This is a genomic window from Streptomyces sp. SID3343 (genome assembly GCF_009865215.1).
In the GTDB taxonomy this organism is placed as follows: domain Bacteria; phylum Actinomycetota; class Actinomycetes; order Streptomycetales; family Streptomycetaceae; genus Embleya.
Genome location: NZ_WWJX01000723.1, coordinates 1 through 25,654 on the forward strand (window position 1 = coordinate 1; position 25,654 = coordinate 25,654).

Below are 25,654 nucleotides of genomic sequence, written 5' to 3' on the forward strand. Positions count from 1 at the left end.
GGCAGGGCGCCCCCGCCCAGGGCCTGGTCCAGGGCGGTGGGGCCGAAGGAGACGGCGCGCCGGCGGGCGGTGACCGCCTCCCCCAACGCTGTCGCGAACCCTGCCACCCTGCGCCCGGCCGCTGGAGCGGCGGGCCGCTCCGACGCGATGTCACCGGTGTCCGGGCGCGTGATCGTCGCGGGCGGCGTGACCTGGGCGGCGGCCGGGGGCGTGTCCACCGGGGCCGGTGTTGCGGCGAGGTGGGTGATCTGGGCGTAGACGGTGCGGTAGCGCAGCAGGAGTTGCGGAGTGCCGGCGGCAGCGGCGCGCACGAGGTTGCCCAGGCCCTGACGGGCGTCGGTCATCGTGAACGCCGGCAACTCGCCCTGCGCGGCGATCACATCCGGTGAGGGCGGGGCCAGCACGGCACGCACGCCGTGGGGAGCGTGGATCACGATCCGCGCACCTGCGGCGGCGCCGGCGACCACGCGCGCCCATTGCTTGCGAACCTGCTCCACACCCAGCGCCGGAAGGGGGTCGGGGCCGGAGTGAAGGTCGGGGCCGGAGCGAGTGTCGGGGCCGGGGTCGGGGTCGGCTTCGAGGCGGCGCGGGGGGTCGATCGGGTCGCCATCCTCCGACGCCTGCCGCTCGTCGCTCATCCGCCCGAACCTCCTCAAGTGACATCGACGACCTTGATCCTATCGCGATCCGACGCGAAAAACTGCCGAATCGTGAGGAAAGCGACCCGGAACGGGAGTGCCTCTATGTCTTTCGTCCAGCGTGAGCGGTTCACGCTGCGACCGGGTTCGACCGGGCCGTATTCGTGAACGTGCCGTCTCTGAACATGGCGAACAGGACGCCGATGCGTTGGCGAGGCGAGGCGGAAAAGGGCCCGGGTGTAGGTCTTGCCGCAGGCTCTGCATCGGTCGTGGTGGGTGCGGGAGGCGGGGTCGTGCAGGGTGGCGAACGCGGCGAGGAACATGGTCCGTTTCAGGAGTCGGTTGCCGGTTCTGGTGGCGTGTTCGCCGTGGATCGACGTGCCGGAGGATTTCGTGGCGGGGGCGAGGCCGGCGCAGGAGGCCGGGTGGGCGGCGGTGGGGAACGGAGTTCCGTCGCCGATGGTCACCGGGAGGGTGGCTGCGGTCCTGACGCCGACTCCGGGCATCGAGGTCAGGACCTGCGAAAGAGGGCGGGCCTCCGAGAGCTCGCCGATCTGCCCCTCGACGGCCAGTCGTTGTTCGTGGACGGCGGCGAGCGAGCCGGCCGGGAAGGGCACAACCGTGTCGAGGGTGGTGATGCCGGGAACGACGACGGTCTGTTCGTCGAGGGCGTCGAGGGCGTCGAAGATGTCGTTGACCAGACGTTCGGCCGTGCACGGGGGCCTTGGGGCGTATCAGGGCCACGAGTCTGCGGCGGCCGACCTTGCGCAGGGCGCCGGGCGAGCCGCGTCGCTCCGGGAGGCGGGTGACGGCCGGGGTGGTCCAGGCGGGGTCCGAGGACGCGTTCGAGGCCGGGGTGGAAACCTACGGCGTCGAGCGACTTCTCGTGGTGCCGGCGGTCGACGCGCGCACGACGGTGGCTCGGCCGCCGGCGTACCAAGGCCCGCGTCCCGGCGGGTGGTCCGCGCGGCCTGGTTCTTTCGGCCGCGCGGGCCGGCCTCTCGGCATCGGATCACCAAGGCGCCCTCGGGTTCCAGATGTGTGCCGGCCGGTTGGTGAAGATACGCCGGATGGTTGCGATCATGAGATTCACCTCCTCTCGGGTGCACGGTGTCCGGAGACGGGCTCGGCGGTGCGGGTCAGGGTGAACGGACGCGGGGCGGCCGCGTTGGTCACGACCGGACAGGTGTCCCCCGCGGAGACGGTCGGTCGGGCGCCGTCGGCCAGGGCGGCCACCGCGTCGGCGGTCATGGTCTGGGCGATGGCCGCACCGGCGCAGCTGAACGGCCCGCGCTGAAGGGTAGATAGGGGCCGGGCGTGTCCGCCCGCCCCCAGCGCTCGGGGTCGAAGGTTTGGGGACGACTCCAGTGCCGTTCGTCGTGGTGCAACAGATAGGGACTGACCGACAGGATCGCGCCGGTTCGGAACGCGACACCGCCGAATGCGACGGGATGGGGAACGGGTCGGCCGACCATCGAGACGAAGGGCCGATGCCGCGCGGCCTCGCGCACGATCCAGTCCGTGGGCCACGGCCACGGCGCACCCGGCGCGCTGTGCAGACCGGCCAGCAGGACGGTCCAGGCCACGGCGTAGCCGACGTTCCCCACGATCGAGCGGAACAGCAGGACGTACAGTTCGGCCACGACCCGATCGGTGGCTTCCTCGGGGCATGCGCCGAGGACGGCATCGAGCAGGTCGCGCGGCTCGCCGGAGCCGATGCCTTGGGCCCGGCGTTGCCCGATGTACGCGACCAGCGCCGCGAACAGCGTGGGGCGCAGCATCTCCACCCGTAGCCGCTCGCGCATCAGGGGCGAGCGGATCAGCAGCCCGCCGCCCACGGACCGGGCAAGCAAACGCCGTAACGCCGGGGGCGCGGCGGGGTGCAGTACGAGGTCGGCCGTGCAGCGGTACACCAGCGCGACACCGGCTTCGGGCCACCGCTCGGTCGCGGGCAGTTCGGCCACCGCGTCGACCAGGTTTTCGCGATACTCGGGCAAGCGCGCCCGGATGATGTTCCGCACCGCGTGACCGACGGCGATCTGGGCCGCCCGCGAGGGCAGCAGGTCACCGTAGAAGGTGGACAGGCCTCCGTTGAACTCCGGGGCGCGCAGCACCACGAGTGCGAGATCCGAGTCGCCCACGCACCATCCGCCCCAGGGAAGCGGGAAGACACCCGTCGAGCGACGGCGTGACAGGTCCTCGAGGGATCCCAACGGATCTTGCCGGAAACGACGCAGATCTCCCCTGGCCATCGAACAGTCTCCCCCCGGTACCCGGGTGCGGACATGCGTGCCCGTGGAATACGAACAGTGACCTTCCGTCAGTATCGTGTGACCGGAATGCCCGTGCAAGGCACTCGGCGTCCCCGAATTCGCCATGTGGTGACGGGTGGTGGGATCGGGCCGCTGCTCCGAGGTCCGATCGCCGGTGTGCGTCTCGTGCTGCGTCGCCCGGTCGCGGTACAGGTCTCGGTGTCATCGGTGTTCCGGCGCGGAGCCGTCGCCGAGACCGGGCGCGTGGGGACCCTGGCGGCTCGGCACCCGAGCGATGCGGTCAGGGCGCTCCGCGGTCAGGCGCTCCCGCGAACGGGCTTATACGCGACGCTACTTCAGCACAAGGTGTTGCTCGGAGTCGCCGTCGCCCGACCACCGCCGGCCACCCGCTAGATGTCGAAGTTGGCGCTGCCGATCGGCGGGCCCGCGCCGATCACACTCACGTGGGCGTAGCCGTGGTGGACGCTGGGGTCGGCGTAGCCGGTCGCGGTCCACGGTGCGTCGATCACGGTCGGGCCGCAGGGCAGCGTGACCGAGGCGGTGGCGGTGGCGAAGGGCATGACTTGGGTCACGAGCACGGAGAGCGTCAGCGAAGTACCCACCGGGTCGGTGCAGGTGTAGATGCCGCTGACCTCGATGGTCGGCAGGCTCGGGCGGGTCGTGTCCAACCAGGCGCTGGTGGGTTGCGCGGTTTTGGTGGTCGCGGCGGCGGGAGGCGCGGTCGCGGCGGCGCCGGCCAGTGCCGCGCACAGTGCGGTGGCGGTGACCAAGGCTCGCCGGCGGGGCGGGGTCGGAGCGGGCATCGGGCTTCCTTTCGAAACGAGGGACGCGCACGGTCGAAGGCCCCAGCCTGCTGTGCGGCGCGCGACGCGGGGAAGCGGCGCGCTCCGGCGCGTTGGGGCGCTCGACGGCGCGCGGATCGAGCGGGGGGCGAGTGGGGGCGAGCGGGGAGCGTCCGAACCGGCCGTCGGGTGGCCCGGGTTCCACGGCGAAGACGTGCCTGCCTCGATGCCGACTCGTAGGTTGGCGGCCGCTCACCCCCTCGACTTTCGTTTTGAGGGCAGGGGCGCTGACGACGGTCGCACCGGCTGGTGCGTTTCGGTTCACGTCGGCCGCACGCGGACGGGTCGACACGGGGACGGGCCGGCGCCAAGTGGGAACTCCGCAGGCACGTACGGGTGATGGCGCTCGTGTCGAGGTGGCGGGCGGTCGATGTACGAAGAGTGCGGGGCCCCCCACGCGAGACTCGGCGAGAGGCGCCCAGCACACCGTCGAGGCCCGCGAGCGCTTGGGCAAGCTGCCCGCCGGCTGGGACGACACCGCCTCCTCGATCAGGTTCCGCTCCTGAACACCCAGTGCCTGCCCGGCCATGGCCGGGCCGCAGGTCCGGCGCGAGCGTGGTCCGCTCGTTCTGCGAGTACAGAGCGAGACGGACGCCGGAGACGGACGCCGGCGTCGGAGCCGGTGATTCGTTCCTTCGGGCGTAGTTTCCGCGTGGCTCCCGTCCGATCCGGGCGTTTCGCGCTGTTATGGCATCGCCGGACGGCTCGGCGCTCGTGATATCCACATCGGAAAGCAGGAGTATGAGCGGATTCAGGTTCGCGGTCGCCACATCGGCCATCGCGGTGGCAGTTTCGGGGTTGATTCTGGCCCCTGCGGGCACGGCCCGGGCGGAGCGGAACTACGACGACATCACCATGCTGAAGCAGGAGAAGACCCAGTGGTGCTGGGTTGCCTCCGGGCTCACCATCTCCAAGTACCAGGGCTACGGCACCACGCAAACGGACTTCTGCAACCGATCCGCCCGGCGCAACAGCGGTCTCAGCTGCAACAACCAACCCGCGACTCTCGGGGACATGGCGAATGCGTGGTCGGACCTGGGCATGAGCAAGACCGGCACGGGCCTCAACAGCGCGGCCTCGTTCGCGCAGGTCGGTACCGACGTCAAGGCAGCCCGGCCGATCGGCGCCCGCATCGGGTGGACGTCCGGCGGTGGCCACATGAACGTCGTCTACGGCTACGACACGGCGAACACCACCATTGCCGTGGGCGATCCGTGGCCGGACACCACCACCTACACGTGGTGGAACTACAACGACTACGTGAGCAACAGCTCGTTCAAGTGGACCCACTCCCGGATCGGCATCTCCCAGTAGAAGGCGGGCGACATGCGAGACCAATCAATGTCCACCCGGCCCAAGAGCCCTCGTTTCTCCCGTGTTTCCACTGTCCTGGCACTGGGCGCGTGCGCGCTCCTGTCGACCGTCGGACGGGCCGGCGCGGCGGAGATCCCCGACTATCAGGCCGCCCTCGACGCGGTGAAGTCGCCCGCTGTGCGCGACGCCGTCTGCCGTTTCCTGGACACACCGGTGCCCCAGGGCGGGTCCCGGACGCCGGTGACGATCCCCGACAAGGCCGATCCCTGTACGGGCCTGCCGGCGTTCACCCTGAAGGACCCGCTGGTGGTGAACGAGATCACGCCGGGCTTCGTCGCCGGGACCGCCCTGCCGATCGCCACCGAGGCGATCCGGTTGAGCCATCTCGTGTCCTCGCTGAACGTCGCGGTCAACGGGCGCAACGCCACCGTCATGCTCGCCCCGACCCAGGGCGGCGGCTGGCACCTGGCCGCCGTGCGCGACGGCGACCAGGACACCACCCACGCCGCCAAGGCCGGTGTGGGGACCCTGGTGTTCACCGAACCGCAACTGCACGCCTGGTACCAACTGAAGCTCACCACCGTCGAACCACTCAACGACCAGGCCAAAGAGGGACTGAACGGCCAGTCGTCGATGTCGCTCGGCGACTACCAGAAACTGGTCAAGGCCCGCTACGCCGACAAGTTGCCCGGCTCGAACTACGACATCGAGGGCCTGTCCAGCGGTTTCGACACCGGACGGACAACGGACGATCCGCCGTCGTCGACACCGCTGATCGTCGGCGGGTCGAGCGCGGCACTCGCGCTCGCGGGCGGCGCCGCCTTCCTCCACCGACGCCGACGCGACAACACCGCCTGAATCCGACTCCGTTCACCCCGGCCCCGGCCCCGGCACTCATGTGCAACACGGGGGCGGAAGCGCGATAGCGACACGGTGGCCCCGGCGGCGACGTCGGGGCCACCGTGCGCAACGAGCGGGCCGTCCGGGCCGCTTCGGGAGGGGGCCGGTCGCCGCCGAGGCCGACATCGTGCCGCCCGACGACCGCACCCGGTGAGCGCGGCGCGCCCCGCTCCCACGACGCGGACCTCTACCGCGACTCCGTACCGGCTTCAGCGGCAGAACTTCGCCTCGGCCGCGAACGGGTCGCGGGGGATGCGCAGTTTCGTGCGGTCATAAGCGCCCGTGAGGTTGTCCAGGAAGCGGCGCGCCGTGAGTGGTGCCCGGGTCGATGCGACGAGTTCCTTCAGGTCGCCGCAGCCGAGGGCGCGGCGAGCCGCCGCCAGGGAGTCCGGGGTCACCCCGATCGCGCCGGGCGGGGGAAGGGTGACCGCGGGATCCAGGTCGGTGGCCAGCAGCCAGACGTCGTCGACGGGCTTGCGGTGCCCCGGCCAGCGCTTGGTCCAGTCCGGCGGGTACTCCAGGTGCGCGCCGATCGTGTTGGCCAGGCTCCACACCTCGACGATGCGCTGGTCGAGCGGGACCAGTTGGCCGGTCACGCCGAGGAAGCCGCCGGGGATCGACACCCGCACACCCTGGTAGACGGGGTTGAGCGGCAACAACATGCCGGGGCCGCCGCCGGGATCCAACCGGACCAGCACCGGATGATCCTGTGCGAGACCTTGGGCCACCGCGTCGCGCAGCGCCGGGAAGGCCGCCTCCCACGTGCGGGTGTGGTCCGCGTTCGAGCGGTCGGTGATGCCGATGTCGCTGTCTCGGACGTTCACCGTCAGCGAGACGTCGTCCTTGTGGAACGCCGCCGGATGCCAGGGCCCCACGCACGCCACCGCCCACACCGCGACGGTCCCCGCCGCGACCGCGAGGATCCGGGTCATCGGGACCAGCATCACCGGGGCGAGCACCAGGAACAGCGCCGGCAACAGCATGCGCGCGTGCATGTAGTCGCCGCCGAGCCGGACCACATAGGCAACGAAGGCCAACCCCGCCACGACCGGGGTGAGCGGCACGATCAACCGGTGCCGTCCCCCGGGCAGCTTCGCCGCGACGACCACGAACACCGCGACGAGTATCAGGATCGGGACGTACAGCCAGTACGGCGCCGCGAAGTCCCACAGATAGCGCAGGCCTCGGCCCGGTTCGCTCTCGTCGGCCTCCTTCGTGAGCGCGGGCAGCGGCACGAGCAGGCCGTAGTATCCGGCCCGAAACACCTCGTACGCCACCGGCAACGCCATGGCGGCGGCCGACTGCCCGAGCGCGCCGCGCACACCCGGTCGCAGCGCCAGCCACGCGCCCGCCACGAACACCACGGTGATCAGGGCCAGGTCCGGCCGTACCAGCACCCCGAGCCCGTACCAGAACGCGTGACCGGCCCGTTCGCGTGGGCCTGGCTCGGCGCGGGTTCGTACCGACAGCCACCAGCACCCGGCGAGCCAGAACGTCCCGAGACCGGTGTCGAGACCGGCCGTCGCGAAGTCCCAGAACGGCGGTACGCCCAGCAATACGAGCGCGCCGGCCGGCAGCAGCCGGGTACTCGCGCCGGCCTCGTACAGCCGCCGGGTCGCGTCGAGCGCGAGCGCCACGCCCGCGGTGGTCAGCAACAGGCCCGTGTACACGGCGATGCGGCCCAGGTCGCCGGGGACGATCGCGCCGAGCACGACCAGGATCCACTGCCACAGCGTGCTGGTGTTGGTCTCGATCCGTTCGTCGATGTTCACGACCGGGCCGTTGCCGGCCAGGATCTGGCGCACGGTGCGCAGGAAGATCGTGCCGTCGTCGGTGAGCGCGCGTCGACGCCAACCCAGTACGGCGACCGCGAGGACCGGCAGGGCGATCACGAGCGTGTTCCAACGGCGGATCCGCCGGGTTCGGATCAGGCCCGGTTCGGCTCGAACCGCGGCGTCCACGCCGGAAGTGTCCCGGCCATGGGCGACCGGAGTCGGCACGGATCCTTCCTCGTCGACGGGTTCGACCGGGGTCGGCACGGGCCTTCCTTCGTCGACGGCCTCGGCCGCGGTCGGCACGGTTCTTTCTTCGTCGACGGGTTCGACTGGAATCGGCACGGATCTTCTTTCGTCAACCGGATCGGGGCAGACCGGCGGCCCCCTCGGCGCGAGCACGTGCGCAGGGGGCGTTCGGCCGAGTGCGGTGGCTTCCGCCGAATCGGCGGCGGTCGGCAACCGCCGTGTGGTCAGGGCTTGTTCGGGAGGAATCCCGGAAGGTTCGACGTCACCCGGGCTAATGCGCCGGGACCCGGGATGCGTTACAGGCCGTCCTCGGAACCACACCCCCGGTCGCTCCGACGCGGGCTCGCCGGGGGTGGCACACCGGTGCTGCGGGTCCGCGACGGTGACGAACGCCGTGCCCCCGACAACCCCCCGACCGCCGGCACATCGGCCCACCGTGGCCAACGTGCGCCGCATCTACCCTCGTATGCCTTACGCGCGCCCCGCGACCGAGCGAAACCCCGTGACCGGCATGGACACAACAGCAACCACGAACGATCGGCCGGCCACCACCACCACCACCACAGCACGCCGACTCATCGAACCGCCTCCGGTGTCGTGGAGATGTTCCAGAAGTCGGCGTAGCGGCCGGCGCGGCGCAGGAGTTCGTCGTGGGTGCCGTCCTCGACGATTCGGCCGCCGTCCAGGAAGACGACACGGTCGGCACGTCGCACGGTCCGCATCCGATGCGCGACCATCACCACCGTACGGCCGGCCATCAGGCGCTCGATGCCCTCGTGGACGGCCGCCTCGTTCGCCGGGTCCAGTGCCGAGGTCACCTCGTCCAACAGCACGATGGGCGCGTCCTTCAACAGTGCTCGCGCGATCGAGACGCGTTGGCGCTCGCCGCCCGACAGCAGCGCGCCGCCCTCGCCGACGTGCGTCGCCCATCCGCCGGGCAACCGCTCGATCACCTCGTCCAATCGCGACGCGGCCGCGGCCGCCCGTACCTCGGTGTCGGTGGCGTCGGGGCGGCCGAGGCGCACGTTCTCCTCGATCGTGCCGTCGAAGAGGTGGACGTCCTGGAAGACGATGGCGAATTGCGCCATCGACACCTCGGTGGCGATCGCACGCACGTCCACGCCTCCCACGCGCACCGCGCCGGCGTCCACGTCGTGGAATCGTCCGATCAACTGCAGCAATGTGCTCTTGCCGGATCCCGACGGTCCGACCACGGCGAGCCGCTGCCCTTGGGGCACCGACAACGACAGGTCGTCGAACACCACGCGGGCGCCGTGCCGGAAGGCGACGGAGTCGAACTCCAGGTCGTGGCCCACCGGTTGGATCGGGTCGGCGGCCTCGGGCAGCGGCTCGGTGCGCAACAGCGTGTCGAGTCCGGCCAGCACGAAACGCGCGCCGCGCAGCTTGCCACCGATGTCCGACAGGGACAACAACGGGTCCGCGCAGCGGGCGGCGAGCACCAAGACGGCAAGCACCTCCGGGGCCTCGATGTTCCCGCCGAGCGCGAGGTAGGCGCCCAGGGCCAACAGCACGGTGAACATCACCTGCACCGTCAGCGCCAGGCCCACGACGCCGCGCAGCCCCGACAGCACCGTACGGCGGGACGCGCGTTGCACCTCCCGCAGCGAGTCGTCGAGCAACCGGAAGCCTTCGACGGTGCGGCCGCCGGCTCGCAGTACCGGCTGGGCCTGGAGGTATTCGACGACTCGCCCGGTGGCCTCGTGATCGCGTGCGGCGTGCTCCGCGTCGTGGGCGGCCATCGTGCGCCCGGTCCGGATCCGGATCGCGGCCACGATCGGTACGGCGGCCAGTGCGGCCAGTCCCAGCTGCCAGTTGAAGAACAGCATCACGGCGACGATCGTCAAGGGAGTCACGCACGCGGAGATGAACGGTGCCAGCAGGTGCGCGATCACGCTCATCGCCTGCAGGACGCCGCGACCGGCCAGAACGGACACCTCCCCGACGCGGCCCGCGCCGTACCAGCCGAGGGGCAATCGGGCCAGGTGATCGCCGAGCCGGTGGTACATACCGCGCAACAGCGCGCCCCCGGCCCGGAAGCCGGACAGATCGCCGACGTAGCGCAGCACCGCGTAGACGGCGACCGCGGCGCCGAACGCGATCAGCCAGGGCCACGCGTGTTCGGGCGTGCTTCCGAACAGTGCCCGCAGCACGGGAACCAGGAACGCGTAGGACAGGCCCTCGGCGATCGCGGTCGTCGTCATCAGCGCCACGGTGCGACGTATCGGCGGGGCGTAGCGGTGTCCCAGCACGCGTAGCAGCAGGGGAATCATCGGGGCTCGTCTCCTTGCGGTACGCCGTCGCGGCTTTCGATCCCGTCGGCCGTCGCCGATCGGTGGGAGTGCCGGAGCGCGGCGAACGCGCCGCCTCGTGCCAGTAGTTCGGCGGGCGTGCCGCGCTCGACGATCGACCCGTTCTCCATCATCACGACGGTGTCGGCGTCGGCGATCGTTTCCGGGCGGTGGGCGATGATCAGGATCGTCCGATCGCCTCCCGGTGTCGCCAGGGCCCGGCGTATCGCCTGCTCGCTCTGCGGGTCGGCGAAGGCGGTCGCCTCGTCGAGCACCAGGACGGGGGTATCGGCGAGCAGTGCGCGGGCGATCGCGATGCGCTGTGCCTCACCGCCGGACAGCCCGGCGTCTTCGCCGATCACCGACTGGTATCCGCGCGGCAGTTCGAGGATGCGATCGTGGATGTTCGCCTGTCGGGCCGCGCGCATCACGTCGTCGAGGTCGGCGTGCGGTACCGCCAGGGCGATGTTGTCCGCCACCGTAGCCCGCAGCAGGCGAACGTCCTGGAAGACGAAGGAGACCATCCGGTAGAGCTCCCGGCTGCCGAGCTCGCGCAGATCGACACCGCCCAGGGCGACCGAACCGTGGGTCGGGTCGAAGAATCTCGGCAACAGCTGGATCAGCGTGGACTTTCCGCTTCCCGACGGCCCGACGATCGCGGTGACGGTCCCCGGTTCGAGCACCAGGTCGATCCCGCGCAGCACCTCGTGATCGGCCTCGTAGCCGAATCGAACGTCACGCAGTTCCACCCGGTGACCGTGTGCGGCCACCGGTAGCGCGGGCTCGGGCAGCGAGGGCACGGCGAGCACGTCCCGGATCCGGCCGACCGCGCGCCGGGCGGCCTGCATGTCGTCGAAGCCGTGGCCGAGGGCCGCCACCGGGGCGGTCAGACCCAGGCCGAGCAGCAGGAACGGCAGCAGATCCGCCGCGGCCATGGAACCGTTCGTGATCAGGGTCGTGCCGCCGCTGAGCACGACCAGCAGCACGAACGGTGGGGACAGGGCCACCTGCATCGCCGCGGCGACGCCGGCGAGACCGCGCACCATCCGCAGGAAGGCACCGGTGAAATCGTCCACGGCGGTGAGGAACGTGCGGTGGGCGCGCCCGGCTCCGCCGAACGCCTTGATCACCGAGATTCCCTGCACGAACTCGACGACGGAACTGGCGATCCGTCCCATCGCCGCGTCGAACTCCTTTTGTTCGCGCAGCCGGGCCGGGGTCATCATGAAGGGGACCAGCGCCACGGCCGACATCACCGGCGCCAAGGTGATCAGGGTGAGCCGCCAGTCGACGGTGAAGAGGTAGACGAGCGACACCACCGGTACCACGAACGCGGAGACGAGTTCGCCGGGGGCGTGAGCGATGAACGGGTGCACGGCACCGACGTCGTCCCCCACCACCTTCGCCAGTTCGCCGGTGCGGCGTCGGGAGAACCAGCCGATCGGTACGTGGCCCAGACGCGCGGCCAGTTGGCGGCGAAACGACAGTTGCACCCGGTCGTCGAGCAGGTGCCCGAGTCCGGTCGACGCGGCGGTGAACGTCAGTTTCACGAACAGGCCGACCGCACCCGCGATGACGACGGTCCGGACATGGCCGTGGTCGACCGGGTCCGGCGACAACAGCGTGTGGCCGAGTTCGGCGACCGCCCACAGCGGCGCAAGTCCCGCGACGGCGCCGATCACCTGCAAGAGCACCACGGCCGCGAAAGGCCCGCGATATGGGCGCAGCAGGCTCGTCAGGCTCGGTCCCGTCGCGGGTTCGGCATCCGGTGGTTCGGTGCGGTGCCCGCTCGCCGGGGCAAGGTCGGTCGGGTTCATGTGGATTTCCTTCGGGGCGGACCTCGCGGAACTGTCGGGTGCGGCACGATCATCGCCTTCGCGCGATGATCGGGTATTGGTGCGAGGGAAGCGCGCTGGTGCCGGTCGCCCGGCACGAGCGCGGGCCGGCTCTGGTGCGTGGGAAGTACCCGGGCTGCCGTCGCGGCGGAGGACGCGCGGTGGGTCGAGCACGGTCCGCGGTGCGGCGAGGTGTGCCGAACGGGTGCCGCGGTCCCGGGCGTTGCCGTCGGCTCCGGGTCGGGCTGCTCGCACGGACAGATGAGTATCCGTACTCTGACGCGCGTTCGGATGGGCCACAAGACTGGGCTCATGAGCAAAGGACCGTACAAACCTGTTCCCCGACTCTTGGCGACCCTGGCCCTCGCTGTGTGGGCGATTGCGGCGTGGGCGGCCTGGCTGGGCTGGGACCAACACCGTGACGTGCACGCCGATGGTTCGACGACCGGCCCGTACGAGGCGTGGCAGGTGATCGGGCTGGTGCTGACCCTGCTCGCACCGGTGTACTGGGCAGCCTCTCGCCGGCTCGTCACGGCCGCGGTGCTCGGCACTACCACCGGCTTGACCGCCGCCGCCTACTACGACTGGTCGGACGATTCGAGTGGGTTGTTCGTGGTCGGCGCGGGCTTGGTCATGGTCGGGAGCCTGGTGGTGACCGGCGCCCTTTCACACCTGATCGCTTCCTCGAAACGCGTGGCCGGGGCGGGCCGGTCGGCACCGTAGTCCGTGCGCGGACCGGCCCGGCACCGCGGCGATCACTCAGCCGTACACCTGGACCGCACGACGGTCGTCAGGGGATGCGGCGGTCGAGGCGACCGTGGTAGCGGACGGCGGAGACGGTACCGTCGGTCTCTCGCACGAAGCCGACGTGAGAGCCCGGCGTGCCGTCGTCGGACAGGGTGATCAGGGAGTCGGGTTGGGCGAGCACGGCCCGATCCGCGCCTTCCAACTCGATGACGTACCGGTCCTCGCGGGCGTGCGCGCCGTTCGCGAGGATCGCCATCTCGCCGGGGCGCGAGCCCGCGACGATCGAGATGGTGCCGTAGAAGCCACAGTCGTATGTTCCGCGCAATGCTTGGGCGAGATCGGCGGGCACCGGCTGTGTGCTCGGTGCCGCGACGGCGACGTCCGCGGCGTCCAGGATCACCTTTTCCAGTTCGCTCACGATCTCTCCGCCGTGCAGGGAGTTGGTCAGGATCGCGTAGGACAGGCCGGCCGAGGGCACGAGCACCAGTCGTGAGGCGTAGCCGATGGTCAGACCGCTGTGTGAGGCGGCCCGGTGACCGCCGATTTCGTCGAGGTGCCAGGCCAGGCCGATGTCGTGGCCCTCGATGCCCTGGCCGGCCAGCGGCTCGAAGAGCCGTTTCGGGGCCGCGTCGGAGGTCGACCAGGCGGCGTAGCGCAGCAGGTCGGCGACGTTGGAGACGACCCCGCCTCCCGGTACGTCCCAGCCGGGGAGCTGCCAGTGCCGCTGCCAGCCGCGGTCGATCAAAAGTTCCGCGCCGCCGTCGGCGGCGCGGCCGTGTGGCGCGGCCACGCGGTGGAAGATCGCCTCGTCGGCCGAGGTGCAGGTGGTCTCCATGCCGGCCGGGTCGATCACCAGTTCACGCAACAGGTCGACATAGTGGCGACCGGTCGCGCGCTCGACGGTGGCGGCGGCCAGCATGATGCCCGGGCCGCTGTAGGTGAAGTCCGTCCCCGGCTCGAACATCAGCGGCCGGCGGATGAAGTGCCGCAGGGACGCCTGGATGCTGTCGTCGCGGTGGCCGGCGAGGATGCGGGGCGCGTCGGCGATCATGTTCTGTGCGTCGATGCCGGACGTGTGGGTGATCGTGTGGCGCAGGGTGATCCGCTCGTCGATGCCGGAGTCGGCGCCGAAGAGTGGCGCGACGGGTGCGTCGAGGTCCAAGGTGCCTTGTTCGAGCAGTCGGCCGATGACGGCGCCGAGCAGCGTTTTGGAGATCGATCCCACCTGGAACAGGGTGTTGGAATCGACCGCGATCGGGTGGGCCACGTTGGTGACGCCGTGGCCGGTGGTGAGTGTGTGCCCGTCGTGGGCGACCCCCACCGCGACTCCGGGGACGCGGTGCTCCGCGAGCAGGTCGGGGATGACGGCGTCGAGCCGAGCGTGCAGGTCGGTCACAGCGGCTTCTCCTTGTGCGGGTGCGTGGGTTTCCTGCTTGCCGTGGCGTGGGTCATGCGCCGACGGCCGTACGGCTGCGGGGGTCGAGTTGGTCGCGCAGGGCGTCGCCGAGCAGGTTGAACGCGAGCACGAGCGCTACGAACGCCAGCGCCGGATACGCCGCCAGCCACGGCTCGGTGAGCATGTACTGCTGCGCGGTCGAGATCATGCTGCCGAAGTCGGCGTCCGGGGGTGCGACGCCGAAGCCCAGGAAGCTGAGCGCCGCGTAGGCGCCCTCGGCCGTGGACAGGTTGATCGCGGTCATGATGATCAACGGCGAGCTGATGTTCGGCAGGACGTGGCGGTACATGATCCACCAGTTCCCTCGGCCGCACAGTCGGGCCGCGTCGATGTAGCTGCGTCCGGAGACTTCGATCGTGGCTCCCCGGGCGATCCGGGCGAAGCGCGGAATGATGACCAGTCCGATGGCGAGTGCCGCGTTGAGCAGACCGCTGCCCGCGATCGCCAGTACCAGGATGGCGAGGAGGTACTCCGGGATCGCGAACAGCAGGTCGGTGAGGCGGGAGAGCACTCCGTCCGTGACCCCGCGCAGGAAGCCTGCGGCGGTCCCGATCAAGGTGCCGACCACGATCGCGAACCCGACCGCGATCAGTGCGGCTTCGACGGCGGGGCGGGCGGCGGCGATCACCCGGGAGAACTGGTCGCGGCCGAGGGCGTCGGTGCCGAACAGGTGCTTGCCGGAGGGCCCTTGCAGTCGCGGCCCGACGTTGAGTTCGTTCGGCGAGTAGGGGGCGATCAGCGATCCGAGGATCGCCGCGAGCACGTAGAGCACGAGCACGACGAGGGCCGCGTTGGCGAAGACGCCGCGGATGGGCCAACGTCGGCGCGCCGCACGTGATTTCGGGGCGCCCGGGGGCGGGTCGGACGCGATGGTGGAGGCCGCGGTGGAGGCCGGAATCGAAGTCATGGCGGAGTCCTAGGTGCGCGCGATACGACGGTCGATGAGCGGGAGCACGAGGTCCACGACGAGGTTGCCCAGGATGAAGGCGGCGGCGAGCACCAGCGCTTGGCCTGTCACTTGCGTGAAGTCGCGCAGCTCGATGGAGTCGAGGATGCCGCGGCCCAGGCCCGGCAGGCTGAAGATCTGCTCGACGATGAAGAGCCCGCCGACCAGGAGTCCGAAGATCATGCCGATCAGGGTGAGTACGGGAGGCAGCGCCGCGCGGAGCCCGTACACGTAGGTGACGCGCCATTCGGCGATGCCGTTGGTGCGCGCGGTCGAGGTGTAGGGCGCGGAGAGCACTTCCAGCATGGAGGATCGGGTCATCTGCATGATCAGCGGCGCGGTGGGCACGCCGACGGCCAGTGCCGGCATCAGCGTGGTCTGCAGGTTCGCGATCAGGCCGTCGCTCATCGGGATGTAGCTCGGCGAGTACAGGTTCGTGAAGTAGTGCGTGGCGATGTAGAGCGCGAACGCGCCGGAGACGAAGGCCGGGAACGCGAACGCGATCAGCAGCGGCAGCCGCACGAACCACACCCGGGCGCTGCGCGCGCGGGTGGCGGCGTACACGCCGGCGGGGATGCCGATGACGATGGCGATCAGCAGACCCATGAGGGCCAGTTCGAACGAGACGGGGGCTTGCTGGAGGATCACGTCGCGGTTGGCCTGGCCGGAGAACGGCGAGGTGCCGAAGTCGCCGCGCAGGGCGTTGCCCAGCCAGGTCAGGTACTGCTGGAGCACGGGCTGATCCAGGTGCAGCGCGTGTCGGATGTTCTCGATCGTCTCCGGACTGGCCTTGGGGCCCGCGATCAGGTGTGCCGGGTCTCCGGGGGTGAGGGCGCGGCCCGCCATGAACACCAGGGCGGAGAGCACCAGGAGGACGGCGAGCGCGCCGATCACCTTGCGTATCGCGTAGACGATCATCGGGCTGCCTCGTTCGGGGTCGACGCGGCCGTGGTGAGCACTCCGGGCTTGACGCAGCGGACGAAGTGGCCGGGCCGTTCCTCCACCAGTGCGGGCAACGCCTCGCGGCACCGGGCCTCGACGGCGGGACAGCGCGCGGCGAACCGGCAACCGGTGGGCGGGTCGACGGCGCTGGGGGGTTCGCCGTCGAGCACGATGCGCCGCACGCCCTTCTCGGCGTCGCCGGGCAGGCGCGGTTCGGTGGAGCGCAGCGCCACCGAGTACGGGTGCAGCAATCCGGTGTCGAAGTCGTCCGCGGGGGCGACCTCGACCAGTTGCCCGAGGTACATCACCGCCACCCGGTCGCTGAACCGGCGCACGGCCCGCAGATCGTGGGAGATGAACACGTAGGCCACGCCGGTGCGTTGCTGAAGTCGCTCCAGCAGGTCCAGCACCTGGGCCTGCAAGGAGGCGTCCAGCGCGGTGACCGCCTCGTCGAGCAGGATCAGCTCCGGTTTGGCGACCACCGCGCGTGCCACGCACACCCGTTGTTGTTGTCCGCCGGACAGTTCGTGGGGATAGCGGTCGGCGTACTCCTCGGCGAGGCCGACGTCTTCGAGCGCCTCCAGGCAGCGTCTGTCTCGGGCGCTGTTGTCGAGGCCGGGAAGGGCTTCGGCGATGCTCTGGCGCACGGTCATTCGCGGGTCGAGTGCGCTCGCGGGGTCCTGGAACACGGCTTGGACGACGCCGCGGGCGGTCGGGGAGCCTGCGGGTACGGCCCCTTCGCCGACTGTGACGGTACCGATGTCCGGCTGTTCGAGCCCGACGATCACCCGTCCCAGGGTCGATTTCCCGCACCCGGACTCGCCGACGATTCCCAGGGTTCGGCCGGCGTCCAGGCTCAGGCTCACGCGGTCCACGGCATGGACGTGGCGACGGGGACCGCCGAGCTTGGTCCGCCGCGTCTTGAAGTACTTGCGCACGTCGTCGACCTGGAGCACGCGGCGGGGGACGTCGGCCGTCGTCGGTCTGGTCATGCGGTCTCCCGTGGCTGGGGGCGGCGAGCGGTGGGCTCGCCGCGGACGGCTGCGAGCAGCGACGCCGTGTAGTCGTGTCGGGGATTGGTCAAAACGTCCGCCGTCGGGCCCTGCTCGACGATCCGGCCTTGGTACATCACCAGTACCTGGGTGCACAGTTCGCTCACGATGCCGATGTCGTGGGTGATCAGCAGCAGGGACATCCGCGCGGTGGTGACGCGCTCGCGCAGCAGTTCGACGATCTGGGCCTGCACGGTGGTGTCGAGCGCGGTCGTCGGCTCGTCGGCTATCAGCAACTGTGGTTGGTTGATCAGCGCCATCGCGATCATCACGCGTTGGCGCATCCCGCCGGAGAGTTCGTGGGGGAAGCTGCGGCGCTTGACGGCGACGTCGGGCAGTCCGACTTTGCCGAGGATGTCCTCGGCGATGTCGATCGCTTCGGCCTTGGTCACCTTGCGATGGGCGCGGACGATGTCGGTCAACTGCCTGCCGATGGTGAACACCGGGTTGAGGCTTGCCAGGGGGTTCTGCGGTACCCGCGCGATCCGCGTCGAGCGGATTTCGCGAAGCCGGGCCGGGTCGAGGCCGAGAATGTCGCTTTCGCCGAACGAGATCGACCCGGACGAGACGTGCGCGTTGTCGGGCAGCGTTCGCAACACCGCCGCCGCCAGGGTCGACTTGCCCGAACCGGATTCTCCGACCAGGCCCAGGCGCTCGCCTGCGGCCAACTCGAAACCGGCTCCGGCAACGGCGACGGTGTCGTGGCCTGCGCGCCGATAGCCGACGGTCAGGTCACGCACGGACAGGGCTGCGGCGGTGGGCGTGCCGGATGGGGTCCGCACCATGGTCATCGCTACTCCTTCGTCACGTCGGCCAGGAAGGCGCGGCTCTGGCTCGATGGCACCGCCACGTGGGCGAGGGTGTCGCGGTAGCCGGCGAACATGTCGACGGCGAGCAGGGTGACGGTCGGGTAGACGAGCGTCGCCTCGTGCTCGGCGATCTTCACCAGGTTTTGTCGGAAGACGGACTGGTCGCCGGCGACCCGGGCGTCGTCGATCAGTTGCTGCAGCGACGGCGGGGTCGGTCCCTGTCGCCCCTCGGCGGGAAGGACGTACTGGAGCGGATTGGGGTAGTACGACTGGGCGTTCCACGACAGGTCGTAGTCCGGCCCGGTCAGTTTGGCGCCCCAGGCGGCACCTTCCATGGGCAGCAGCTTGACCTTGATCCCGACGCGGGCGAGCTGATCCTGCATCAGGGTCATCATGTTGTCGGTGCCCGGGTCGTAGCCGCTGATGTACATCAGCGTCGTCGAGAATCCGTGTGGGAAGCCGGCCTGGTTCAGCAGTTCCCTGGCCCGGCCGGGGTCGGGCTGCGAGTAGGGAAGCCGGTCGAGTGTCGGTGCCCACGTGGCCGAGGGGAAGTAGCCGCTCGGCCTGGCGCCGCCGTGGTAGGCGCCGTCGGCCAGTTCGGTGCGGTCGACGGCCAGTGCCAGCGCCTGCCGCACGAGCGGGTTGTCGAAGGGTTTACGCAGGTTGTTGACCTGCAGGAAGATCGTCGAGTCGGTTTCGACCTTGTCGAGGGTCACGTCGTGGCGCCCCTTGAGCGCGTCGGCGCTCGCCGCGTCGGGGAACATCAGGTCGATCTTTCCGGCCTGCAGGTTCGCCACCTGTGTGGCGATGTTGGGGATGTACAGCACCGAGAGCGCGGGGGCGGCGGTCTTCTTGCCCCAGTAGTCCTCGTTGCGTTCGAGTTGGAGCCGGCTGTTGGCGCGAAACGACGTCTGCTTCCACGGCCCGGTGCCGACCATGGTGATGGCCGAGTTGGTCGTCGTCGCGGCGTGCCGGCTCATGACCGCGCATCCCCACACCAGCGGATTGGCCATGTTGTTGATGAATCCGGCGTCGGGCGTGCCCAGGGTGAATTCGACGGTTCCGGCGTCGATTTCCTTGACGCTCTGCAACGTCGGGAAGACTTCCTTGTCGATGCCGGTCGGGCTGGCGCGTAGTCGGTCGAAGGAGTAGACGACGTCGTCGGCCGTGAGCGGGTCGCCGTTGTCGAAGCGCACGCCCGGGCGCAGCGTGAAGGTGTAGGTCAACCCGTCCGGGGATTCGCGGTAACCGGTGGCGAGCGCGGGCTCGATCCGGCCGTCGGCGGTCGTGGTGTACAGGCACTCGTACGAGAGTTGCCAGGCGAACCGGTCGGCGTACAGGCCGGATCCTTGCGGGTCCAAGGTGCTGGGCGCGGTGGTCTCGCCGACCACCAGGCCGTCGGCTCGCGCGCTGTCGGCCACCGGAGCGGAGCACGCGGAGAGGACGAGGGCGGATACGACGAGGCAGACGAAACTCGTCACGATGCCGCGTCTGCGCGCTGTGGGCATTCGATCCTCACTTCACCGGCGCGGGGCGAACGCCGTTCGAACAACAGGGCGTTGTGCAATGCAAAACGTCATGTCGCAATGCATTAAGCGGTGACCATATTTCCCCGGTGTGTTCCGCGCAATAGCGATCTTGCGAGCCGAAACGACACGCGATGCGTGGACGGCCGATGTCCGCGGAGGCGACGACGAGCGACTCGGTCTCCGGCGTGGTCGCGGTCGGGGATCGCCGATCCGCTGGTGCTCGATGCCGCGCGCGTCGCCGATCTGGCAACCTACGACCACTCGCGGCAGTTCGCGAGCGGCGCGGACCACGTGGTGATCGGCGGCGAGTTCGCGCTTTGCGACGGCAGCCTCCGCAGCGTCACAGCCGGCCGTGCGATTCGACGAGGAGACGTCTTGACCGACCCATTGGCACCCACCCCCGGCGCACGGAACAACTCCGCCTCGCTCCGCCGAGCGCTGGGCATCCTGCTCAAACTCGGCGACGACCTGGAGGGTCACGGCCGCACCCTCGGCGAACTGGCGGGGCAACTGGACCTGACCAAGTCCACGGTGCTGCGGTTGCTGCAGCCGCTCATCGACGCCCGGTTCGTCCAGGCGCTGCCCGGTGGCATGTACCGACTCGGCTGGCGCAACGCCCAGTTGGGGCAGGTGTACCTCGCGGGTACCGACCCGCAGCGCGACATGCGCGACGTGCTGGAGCGCCTGTCGCAGGCGACCAGCGAGACCGTTCACCTGGTCTCGGCCGACTTTCCGCACGTGGTCTACATCGACAAGGTGGTCAGCTCACTGCCGGTGCGCATGGCTTCGCGGGTCGGCAGCACCCAGCCGGCGTACTGCACGAGCGTCGGCAAGGCGATGCTGGCGCACGCCGAAGCCGCGACGGTGGACGCGGTGATCGCGGCGGGCATGCCGGCCCGCACCGTGAACACCGTCACCGACGAAGACGTGCTGCGTCGCGAACTCGCGACGACCCGCGCCCGCGGTTGGGCGATCGACGACGTCGAGAACGAGGCGGGGGTGCGGTGCGTCGCCGCGGCGGTCTTCGACGCGTACGGAGCGGCGACGAGCGCGATCAGTGTGTCGGGACCCACGGAGCGGATGACACCGGAGCGCGCCCGGGAGGTGGCCCCGCTGGTGCGAGCGGCTGCCGGGGAGATCTCGCAGCGCTGGGGAGGACAGCGCTGAGCACCGGCGTCTGTTCGCGTCGTGTGCCGAGGTTCGGGCGGGCGCGCAGGGGCGCAGGGCGTGGAGTGCGGAACGGTGGTCCGCGCGTGGCGCCCCGGGAACCCGCACGGCGGGGGAAAACGAGCGGTGATTCGTGGGACGTCGGGGAGGGGGCGGCGGATACGGGCGGCGAAACGGCTTGTTCGGCCGGGGCGCCGTGAGCGGTGCGGGGTTGCCCGGACAAGGCCGGCCGGACGCCGCCGGCGGTATTCGGCCGCTCGGCTGTTCCGCGACCACCCGACCACCCGTTCGGCGAACTCGGTCGCGGGCCGGTAACTCGGTCGCGGGCTCCGACTCACTCGGGCAAACGCCCCGATGAACGCCCCGCCGGCTCGGGGCCGCCACATATCGGCCGACATTATCCGTGCCGCGAAAGGCCCCGCGGGTCGATTCCACGCCTGCCTTCGGCAAATACTTCGACAAGCCGGCGTCAATGGCTCCCCCGCCGAACGGCACTACGCGGAGCGACTTCCTTTACCTCCGTGAAAACCGTTTCGTCACAAAAGCGCCGAAGACCTGCCCTCGTCACTCCGATACCAACCACCGCACCCTCCCCAAGAATGCGCGCACACAACAGCGAAACCTCGCAATCATCCGTCTCACCCACCGAACAACCAACCAACCGCCGGCCTCGACCCAATCGAACCCGGGCTCGCGCCAACCGTTTTTTCTCGGCGGTGCGACCGTTCTTCTCTGGGTACGGCCGTTGTCTTTCGGTAAAAAGCGAGAAGACCATCCGCGTCTTCGATCGGTCGAGGACGTGACCGGACGGCGGATCTACGCGGGAAGCGCGAAGCCCTCTCCGGCCGCTCCTCTCGACTGTCAAATCGGACATCATGGCTGCTCAAGGGTGGTTTGACGGCGTCCTCGGAGCTTCGATCCGAGGGCGGGAACCGTCCGGAAAGAATGCCGAGTGGGCCGATATATCCATCACGTGTCGCAGCCGCTTCGTTACACTGCGTCTATTGAAGGTGCGCCTCAAACTCCATAAGATGCGAGCGAGAGGCACCACCAGAATCAAGTCCACCGCAATTGGCATTGCCTCCGGAAATCGGTCGACTCGCCGACGCCGGGGCTCCGTTGGGGTGGACGACGGGCACGGGGGTTGCACGGCAGCGGAGCAGGCACGGGGGAGTCGATGAACTACTGCTACACGCATGTATTGTCACCGCAACAACGGTCCGCGAAGGCTCGATGCCTTCGCCCCTGCCCAGGCAGCCTCGGGATCTCGGATTCCGCGGCCGACGAGGCGGCGACGTGAAGGAATCCGTCCCGTTGAGCCTCTGCCGATAGGGCAAAGACCGCCGCAGCCCGCCCACTTGTGGGCAGGGCTGCCCAAGGCCGTCCCCATTGGTTCGGGCATGGCTTTCGCCGCCACGTGACACCGGGCGGCTCGCTTCCTTTGGTCCTTTCCCCCTGTGCCCTTCTGCGCGCGGAACAGCACCGAAAGGTTTCAATAACGTGGCCCCTCATGCATTAGCCATGCCCGCATCCGTCGCTCCGGTGGCAATCGTCGGTATGTCTTGTCGGCTGCCCGGCGGCGTTTCGTCCGTCGACGACTTTTGGAAACTGCTCGCGAGCGGGACGGACGCCGTCGGCGAGGTCCCACCGCAACGCTGGCAGGACTACCAAGGACGCGGCGCGTCGAGCGACGGCCTCTTACGCAGAACCATCCGACAGGGAGGCTTCCTCGACGACGTCCAAGGCTTCGATGCCGAGTTCTTCGGCATCAGCCCGCGGGAAGCGCGCCTGATGGACCCGCAACAGCGAATCCTGCTCGAAGTCGCCTGGGAAGCCCTGGAACACGCCGGCAGGGCCCCGGGCACGCTGGCGGGCACCGACACCGGTGTCTTCGTGGGCGCGTGGTCCGACGACTACGGCCGCCGTCTCCTGGAAGACCTGCCCGCCATCGACGCCTGGACCGGCGTAGGGGCGACACTGGGCAGTTGCGCCGCCCGGCTGTCCCACCACCTCGACCTGCGCGGGCCGTCCGTGCTGGTGGACACCGCGTGCTCCTCCTCCCTGGTGGCCGTACACCAGGCCTGTCAAAGTCTGCGCCTGGGCGAGAGCGGGTTGGCCGTCGCGGCGGGGGTGAATCTCCTGCTCTCCCCCGGACTGACCGTCAACTTCGAGCGCGCGGGCGCGCTTTCCCCCCACGGCCGTTGCCGGGCGTTCGACGCCGACGCCGACGGCTACGTGCGCTCCGAGGGCTGCGCCGTCGTCGTCCTCAAACGGCTGACCGACGCATTGGCGGACGGTGACCGCATCCTGGGCCTGGTGCGCGGCAGCGCGGTGACGCAGAACGGGCACGGCGCGGGAATCATGGCTCCCAGCAGTGCCGCGCAGGCTCGCACCATCCGCTTGGCGTGCGAAGCCGCCGGCGTGTCCCCCGCCTCCCTCGACTACATCGAGGCCCATGGCACGGGAACCCCCGCCGGGGACCCCGCCGAAGCCGCCGGCATCGGCATCGCGGTCGGCGGCGGGCGCCCGGCCGGGGACGCCTTGCCGATCGGATCGGTGAAAACCAACATCGGCCACACCGAGTCCGCGGCCGGAGTGATCTCGCTGGTCAAGGTCGTCCTCGCGCTGGGCCACGGGGTCATCCCGGCCGCCCTGCACCACCGCACCCCCCATCCGGCGATCGCGTGGGACGAGCTCGGGTTGCGTGTGGTCACCGAGTGCGAACCGTGGCCCGTGCACGAGGGCCCGCGGCTCGCGGGCGTGTCTTCGTACGGCTTCGGCGGCACGAACGCGCATGTCGTGCTGGAGGGGGCGCCCCCGACCGAGGAACCGTCCCCGGTACCGATACCCGTACCGAACCACCGGGTTGTGGCGTTCCCTTGGTCGGCGTCGACCGAACAGGCGCGCGTCGACGCCGCCGGTGGGCTCGTCGACTGGCTCATGGGCGCGGGTGCTTCGGCCGATCACAACGGCTTGGCCCACACATTGACCGCACGCCGGTCCCCGTCGCTGTGCCGCGCCGTGGCCGTCGCCGGTGACCGGGAGGAACTGCTGCGGGCGTTGCGGGCGCACACCGCCGGGGAGGCGGATCCCGGGCTGGTCTGTGGTCGGGTGCCGGCCGGCGCCGCCTCGGGTTCGGTATGGGTGTTCTCCGGGCACGGGTCGCAGTGGACCGGGATGGCCCGCGAACTCCTCGACGAAGAGCCGGTGTTCGCCGCGGTGATCGACGAACTGGAGCCGATTTTTCGCCGGGAGGCGCAATTCTCCCTGCGCGCGTTCCTTTCGGATCGCGACCTGGACGAGGCCGGGGTTCACGAGATACAACCGGTGATCTACGCGGTGCAGACGGCCCTCGCGCAGTTGTGGCACGACCACGGTGTGCGCCCGGCGGCCGTCATCGGGCACTCGGTCGGCGAGATCGCCGCCGCCGTGGCCGCCGGGGGGCTCACCCGCACGGACGGTGCGCGGCTGGTGTGTCGACGGTCGGCGTTGCTGCGCCGGGTCGCGGGCCGGGGCGCGATGGCGCTGGTGGCGCTGCCCGCGGACGAGGTGTACCGACAGTTGGCGTCGGCCCCCGCGTTGTCGGTTGCCGTGGCGATCCGCGCCTCCCCCCTGTCCACCGTGATCGCCGGTACGCCCGACGCGGTCGAGCGGGCGACCGCGCACTGGACCGAGCAGGGAGCCCTGGTGCGCCGGGTGGCGTCGGATGTCGCCTTCCACAGCCCGCAGATGGATCCCCTGCTCGCGGATCTGGTGGCGGCCGTGGCCGACATCCCTTGGCGCGAACCGCGCCTTCCGGTGTTGTCCACCTCCACCGCCGACCCGGAGGGCGAGCACGTTTTCGACGGCGCCTACTGGGCGGGCAACCTGCGCAACGAGGTACGGCTGGACGCGGCCGTCCGGGCCGCCGCCGCGCGGGGGCACCGGGTCTTCCTGGAGGTGTCGGCACACCCGGTGGTGGTGCACTCGGTACGCGAAACCCTGTCGCTGGAGGGCATCGAGGACGCCTGCGTCACGGGAACCCTGCGCCGCGCCGTGCCCGCCCGCACGGCGTTCCTGAAGTCCGCCGCGGAACTGCATTGCCACGGCGTGCCCGTGGACTTCGGCAGGGGTCGCGACTCGGGTCCGTGGACGGATGCGCCGACCACGACCTGGGACCACCAACGCCACTGGGCCCACTCCCGGCCTGTGGTCGGCTCGGCCGCGAGCCACGATCCGGGTTCGGGAACGCTGCTGGGATCGGCCCTGCCTTCGGGCGAGCACGTACCGCTGCGCACCTGGTACACCAGGCTGGACGCGGATTCGGTGCCCGGGACGGCGATGGGTCCGGCCGGCGAGAGCCCGGTCGCGCCCGCGGTCGTGGTCGCCACCGTGCTGGCCGCGGCCCAGTCGGCGCCGGCGGCCGCGCTGCGACTTCGGGAGCTGGAGGTTCGCCTCCCCCTGCCCGTGGACAAGCCCCGCGACGTCCACGTGGTGGCCGGACCGCAATCGGTGACCGTCGTGTCGACGGAGGCCGGCGGCTCGGAACCCGCGGTCGTACACGCCGTCGCGCGGATCGACGACGAGGCACCTCCCGAAGCCGTCGGGCCAGTCGCATCGGTGGATCGCGCGCCGCGCGCCGGCGAGTGGACGCCCGGCCGGCCGACCGAATCGCCGGCCGGTGACGCGGTGTTCGCGTGGCACGTCGAGGCACACCGTTTCGCCGACGGCGGGCTGGAGGCCGAGGTGGAGGTGGCCGCCGACGCGGCCGACGGCGAGGGTTCGTCCGCCGGATGGGCGGCCTGGATCGACGCCGCGACGCATGTGGCGTCCTGGCTCCCGGGAGCCGCGGCATCCGTCGCGGCGGTCGAGTCGGTCGCCGAGCTCACCATCGC

The 25,654-nt window shown here is 70.3% G+C and carries 17 protein-coding genes and 2 pseudogenes; 5 read left to right on the forward strand and 14 right to left on the reverse strand.

What is annotated here, in order from left to right:
- From GT354_RS21970 to GT354_RS21985, 5 genes and pseudogenes are all read right to left on the reverse strand, one after another.
- Window positions 1-638: pseudogene (locus GT354_RS21970) on the reverse strand (hypothetical protein); the annotation flags it as partial.
- Window positions 639-768: 130 nt separating this feature from the next.
- Window positions 769-1,500, reverse strand: a pseudogene (locus tag GT354_RS21975) (transposase); the annotation flags it as partial.
- Between the two features lie 227 nt (window positions 1,501-1,727).
- Complete coding sequence (locus GT354_RS52690; protein WP_202512152.1) at window positions 1,728-1,889, reverse strand: hypothetical protein; 162 nt, start codon at window positions 1,887-1,889, stop codon at window positions 1,728-1,730.
- Window positions 1,886-2,779 carry a cytochrome P450 gene (locus tag GT354_RS56580; protein WP_202512153.1) on the reverse strand — a complete coding sequence of 298 codons (894 nt, stop codon included), beginning with the start codon at window positions 2,777-2,779 and terminating at the stop codon, window positions 1,886-1,888. The genes GT354_RS52690 and GT354_RS56580 overlap by 4 nt, the downstream gene beginning before the upstream one ends.
- Window positions 2,780-3,300: 521 nt before the next feature.
- Window positions 3,301-3,714 carry a hypothetical protein gene (locus GT354_RS21985; protein WP_161358083.1) on the reverse strand — a complete coding sequence of 138 codons (414 nt, stop codon included), beginning with the start codon at window positions 3,712-3,714 and terminating at the stop codon, window positions 3,301-3,303.
- A gap of 780 nt (window positions 3,715-4,494) precedes the next feature.
- Between GT354_RS21985 and GT354_RS21990 the strand changes: the two genes are divergently transcribed.
- Window positions 4,495-5,067 (forward strand): papain-like cysteine protease family protein, encoded by a 573-nt coding sequence (locus GT354_RS21990; protein WP_161358084.1) that lies wholly within the window; start codon window positions 4,495-4,497, stop codon window positions 5,065-5,067.
- 12 nt (window positions 5,068-5,079) lie between these two features.
- The gene (locus GT354_RS21995; protein WP_161358085.1) at window positions 5,080-5,925 is read left to right on the forward strand and encodes a hypothetical protein; all 846 of its coding nucleotides are present in this window, start codon (window positions 5,080-5,082) and stop codon (window positions 5,923-5,925) included.
- 251 nt (window positions 5,926-6,176) lie between these two features.
- Here the strand turns inward: GT354_RS21995 and GT354_RS22000 are convergent, their stop codons facing one another.
- From GT354_RS22000 to GT354_RS22010, 3 genes are all read right to left on the reverse strand, one after another.
- On the reverse strand, window positions 6,177-8,006 hold the full coding sequence (locus tag GT354_RS22000; protein ID WP_161358086.1) for a hypothetical protein: 1,830 nt from the start codon (window positions 8,004-8,006) through the stop codon (window positions 6,177-6,179).
- Window positions 8,007-8,563: 557 nt separating this feature from the next.
- Window positions 8,564-10,279 carry an ABC transporter ATP-binding protein gene (locus GT354_RS22005; protein WP_161358087.1) on the reverse strand — a complete coding sequence of 572 codons (1,716 nt, stop codon included), beginning with the start codon at window positions 10,277-10,279 and terminating at the stop codon, window positions 8,564-8,566.
- Window positions 10,276-12,114, reverse strand: a complete 1,839-nt coding sequence (locus GT354_RS22010) for an ABC transporter ATP-binding protein (RefSeq protein ID WP_161358088.1) — start codon at window positions 12,112-12,114, stop codon at window positions 10,276-10,278. The genes GT354_RS22005 and GT354_RS22010 overlap by 4 nt, the downstream gene beginning before the upstream one ends.
- Before the next feature lie 330 nt (window positions 12,115-12,444).
- On the opposite strand from GT354_RS22010, the gene GT354_RS22015 reads away from it, so the two are divergent.
- Window positions 12,445-12,855, forward strand: coding sequence for a hypothetical protein (locus tag GT354_RS22015; RefSeq protein ID WP_161358089.1), 411 nt, complete (start codon window positions 12,445-12,447; stop codon window positions 12,853-12,855).
- Window positions 12,856-12,922: 67 nt separating this feature from the next.
- Here the strand turns inward: GT354_RS22015 and GT354_RS22020 are convergent, their stop codons facing one another.
- Genes GT354_RS22020 through GT354_RS22045 form a run of 6 tightly spaced genes read right to left on the reverse strand, consistent with a single transcriptional unit; the run spans window position 12,923 to window position 19,592 of the window.
- The gene (locus GT354_RS22020) at window positions 12,923-14,275 is read right to left on the reverse strand and encodes a serine hydrolase domain-containing protein (protein WP_161358090.1); all 1,353 of its coding nucleotides are present in this window, start codon (window positions 14,273-14,275) and stop codon (window positions 12,923-12,925) included.
- Between the two features lie 52 nt (window positions 14,276-14,327).
- On the reverse strand, window positions 14,328-15,242 hold the full coding sequence (locus tag GT354_RS22025) for an ABC transporter permease (protein ID WP_161358091.1): 915 nt from the start codon (window positions 15,240-15,242) through the stop codon (window positions 14,328-14,330).
- Window positions 15,243-15,251: 9 nt separating this feature from the next.
- Window positions 15,252-16,199: an ABC transporter permease gene (locus GT354_RS22030; RefSeq protein ID WP_161358092.1), complete on the reverse strand. Its 948-nt coding sequence runs from the start codon at window positions 16,197-16,199 to the stop codon at window positions 15,252-15,254.
- Entirely contained in the window at window positions 16,196-17,215 is a 1,020-nt protein-coding gene (locus tag GT354_RS22035; RefSeq protein ID WP_161358093.1) for an ABC transporter ATP-binding protein, read from the reverse strand. The genes GT354_RS22030 and GT354_RS22035 overlap by 4 nt, the downstream gene beginning before the upstream one ends.
- Complete coding sequence (locus GT354_RS22040) at window positions 17,212-18,066, reverse strand: ABC transporter ATP-binding protein (RefSeq protein ID WP_161358094.1); 855 nt, start codon at window positions 18,064-18,066, stop codon at window positions 17,212-17,214. Before GT354_RS22040 ends, GT354_RS22035 begins: the two co-directional genes overlap by 4 nt.
- A 2-nt stretch (window positions 18,067-18,068) precedes the next feature.
- Entirely contained in the window at window positions 18,069-19,592 is a 1,524-nt protein-coding gene (locus GT354_RS22045; RefSeq protein ID WP_161358095.1) for an ABC transporter substrate-binding protein, read from the reverse strand.
- Window positions 19,593-19,988: 396 nt separating this feature from the next.
- Here GT354_RS22045 and GT354_RS22050 point away from each other — a divergent pair, with 396 nt between their 5' ends.
- Together GT354_RS22050 and GT354_RS22055 are read left to right on the forward strand one after the other, a co-directional pair.
- Window positions 19,989-20,780, forward strand: coding sequence for an IclR family transcriptional regulator (locus GT354_RS22050; RefSeq protein ID WP_161358096.1), 792 nt, complete (start codon window positions 19,989-19,991; stop codon window positions 20,778-20,780).
- 1,557 nt (window positions 20,781-22,337) lie between these two features.
- Window positions 22,338-25,654, forward strand: a 3,317-nt coding sequence (locus GT354_RS22055) for a type I polyketide synthase (RefSeq protein ID WP_161358097.1), incomplete at its 3' end; no start/stop codon positions are given.